The sequence below is a fragment of the Peribacillus sp. Bi96 genome (assembly GCF_918698115.1).
Taxonomy (GTDB): Bacteria; Bacillota; Bacilli; order Bacillales; family DSM-1321; genus Peribacillus.
The window spans coordinates 1-3,007 of sequence record NZ_CAKKLV010000063.1 but is presented as its reverse complement, the minus strand read 5'-3'; the positions used below and the strand labels follow the sequence as shown (position 1 = coordinate 3,007).

The window sequence follows — 3,007 nt, the reverse complement described above, 5'->3', positions numbered from 1 at the left end:
TTGTTCCTTGAAAACTAGATAATAGATAGAAGGCAATTAATTTTTTTCAAAGCATCAGTAAGATCTTTTTTAACGGTTAAGTTAGAAAGGGCGCACGGTGGATGCCTTGGCACTAGGAGCCGATGAAGGACGGGACTAACACCGATATGCTTCGGGGAGCTGTAAGTAAGCTTTGATCCGGAGATTTCCGAATGGGGAAACCCACTGTTCGTAATGGAACAGTATCTTTACCTGAATACATAGGGTACTGAAGGCAGACCCGGGGAACTGAAACATCTAAGTACCCGGAGGAAGAGAAAGCAAATGCGATTTCCTGAGTAGCGGCGAGCGAAACGGAATTAGCCCAAACCAAGAGGCTTGCCTCTTGGGGTTGTAGGACACTCAACATGGAGTTACAAAGGAACGGGGTAAATGAAGTGATCTGGAAAGGTCCGTCAAAGAAGGTAAAAACCCTGTAGTTGAAACTTCGTTCCCTCCTGAGTGGATCCTGAGTACGGCGGGACACGAGAAATCCCGTCGGAAGCAGGGAGGACCATCTCCCAAGGCTAAATACTCCCTAGTGACCGATAGTGAACCAGTACCGTGAGGGAAAGGTGAAAAGCACCCCGGAAGGGGAGTGAAATAGATCCTGAAACCGTGTGCCTACAAGTAGTCAAAGCCCGTTAATGGGTAATGGCGTGCCTTTTGTAGAATGAACCGGCGAGTTACGATTTCATGCGAGGTTAAGTTGATAAGACGGAGCCGCAGCGAAAGCGAGTCTGAATAGGGCGAATGAGTATGAGGTCGTAGACCCGAAACCAGGTGATCTACCCATGTCCAGGGTGAAGTTCAGGTAACACTGAATGGAGGCCCGAACCCACGCACGTTGAAAAGTGCGGGGATGAGGTGTGGGTAGCGGAGAAATTCCAATCGAACCTGGAGATAGCTGGTTCTCTCCGAAATAGCTTTAGGGCTAGCCTCAAGATGAGAGTATTGGAGGTAGAGCACTGATTGGACTAGGGGCCCCCAACGGGTTACCGAATTCAGTCAAACTCCGAATGCCAAATACTTATTCTTGGGAGTCAGACTGCGAGTGATAAGATCCGTAGTCGAAAGGGAAACAGCCCAGACCACCAGCTAAGGTCCCAAAGTATACGTTAAGTGGAAAAGGATGTGGAGTTGCTTAGACAACCAGGATGTTGGCTCAGAAGCAGCCACCATTTAAAGAGTGCGTAATAGCTCACTGGTCGAGTGACTCCGCGCCGAAAATGTACCGGGGCTAAACGTATCACCGAAGCTGTGGATTGACACCGTATGGTGTCGATGGTAGGAGAGCGTTCTAAGGGCGTTGAAGTCAGACCGGAAGGACTGGTGGAGCGCTTAGAAGTGAGAATGCCGGTATGAGTAGCGAAAGAAGGGTGAGAATCCCTTCCACCGAATGCCTAAGGTTTCCTGAGGAAGGCTCGTCCGCTCAGGGTTAGTCGGGACCTAAGCCGAGGCCGAAAGGCGTAGGCGATGGACAACAGGTTGATATTCCTGTACCACCTATACATCGTTTGAACGATGGGGGGACGCAGAAGGATAGGGTAAGCGCGCTGTTGGATATGCGCGTCCAAGCAGTTAGGCCGGAAACGAGGCAAATCCCGTTTCCATTAAGGCGGAGCTGTGATGGCGAGGGAAATATAGTACCGAAGTTCCTGATTCCACGCTGCCAAGAAAAGCCTCTAGTGAGATGTAAGGTGCCCGTACCGCAAACCGACACAGGTAGGCGAGGAGAGAATCCTAAGGTGTGCGAGAGAACTCTCGTTAAGGAACTCGGCAAAATGACCCCGTAACTTCGGGAGAAGGGGTGCTTTTTAGGGTGAATAGCCCAGAAAAGCCGCAGTGAATAGGCCCAGGCGACTGTTTAGCAAAAACACAGGTCTCTGCGAAGCCGCAAGGCGAAGTATAGGGGCTGACACCTGCCCGGTGCTGGAAGGTTAAGGGGAGAGGTTAGCGCAAGCGAAGCTTTGAACCGAAGCCCCAGTAAACGGCGGCCGTAACTATAACGGTCCTAAGGTAGCGAAATTCCTTGTCGGGTAAGTTCCGACCCGCACGAAAGGTGTAACGATCTGGGCACTGTCTCAACGAGAGACTCGGTGAAATTATAGTACCTGTGAAGATGCAGGTTACCCGCGACAGGACGGAAAGACCCCGTGGAGCTTTACTGCAGCCTGATATTGAATTTTGGTACAGCTTGTACAGGATAGGTAGGAGCCTGAGAAGCCGGAGCGCTAGCTTCGGTGGAGGCGTTGGTGGGATACTACCCTGGCTGTATTGAAATTCTAACCCGCGCCCCTTATCGGGGTGGGAGACAGTGTCAGGTGGGCAGTTTGACTGGGGCGGTCGCCTCCTAAAGAGTAACGGAGGCGCCCAAAGGTTCCCTCAGAATGGTTGGAAATCATTCGTAGAGTGTAAAGGCACAAGGGAGCTTGACTGCGAGACCTACAAGTCGAGCAGGGACGAAAGTCGGGCTTAGTGATCCGGTGGTTCCGCATGGAAGGGCCATCGCTCAACGGATAAAAGCTACCCCGGGGATAACAGGCTTATCTCCCCCAAGAGTCCACATCGACGGGGAGGTTTGGCACCTCGATGTCGGCTCATCGCATCCTGGGGCTGTAGTCGGTCCCAAGGGTTGGGCTGTTCGCCCATTAAAGCGGTACGCGAGCTGGGTTCAGAACGTCGTGAGACAGTTCGGTCCCTATCCGTCGCGGGCGCAGGAAATTTGAGAGGAGCTGTCCTTAGTACGAGAGGACCGGGATGGACGCACCGCTGGTGTACCAGTTGTCTTGCCAAAGGCATAGCTGGGTAGCTACGTGCGGACGGGATAAGTGCTGAAAGCATCTAAGCATGAAGCCCCCCTCAAGATGAGATTTCCCATGGCGCAAGCTAGTAAGATCCCTGAAAGATGATCAGGTTGATAGGTCAGAGGTGGAAGCGTGGCGACATGTGGAGCTGACTGATACTAATAGATCGAGGACTTAACCAA

1 rRNA gene is annotated in these 3,007 nt (G+C 52.0%); it reads left to right on the top strand.

Annotation, left to right across the window (positions count from 1 at the left end):
* The first annotated feature begins 74 nt into the window (after positions 1-74).
* Positions 75-3,007: ribosomal RNA gene (locus LQ203_RS27210) — 23S ribosomal RNA — on the top strand.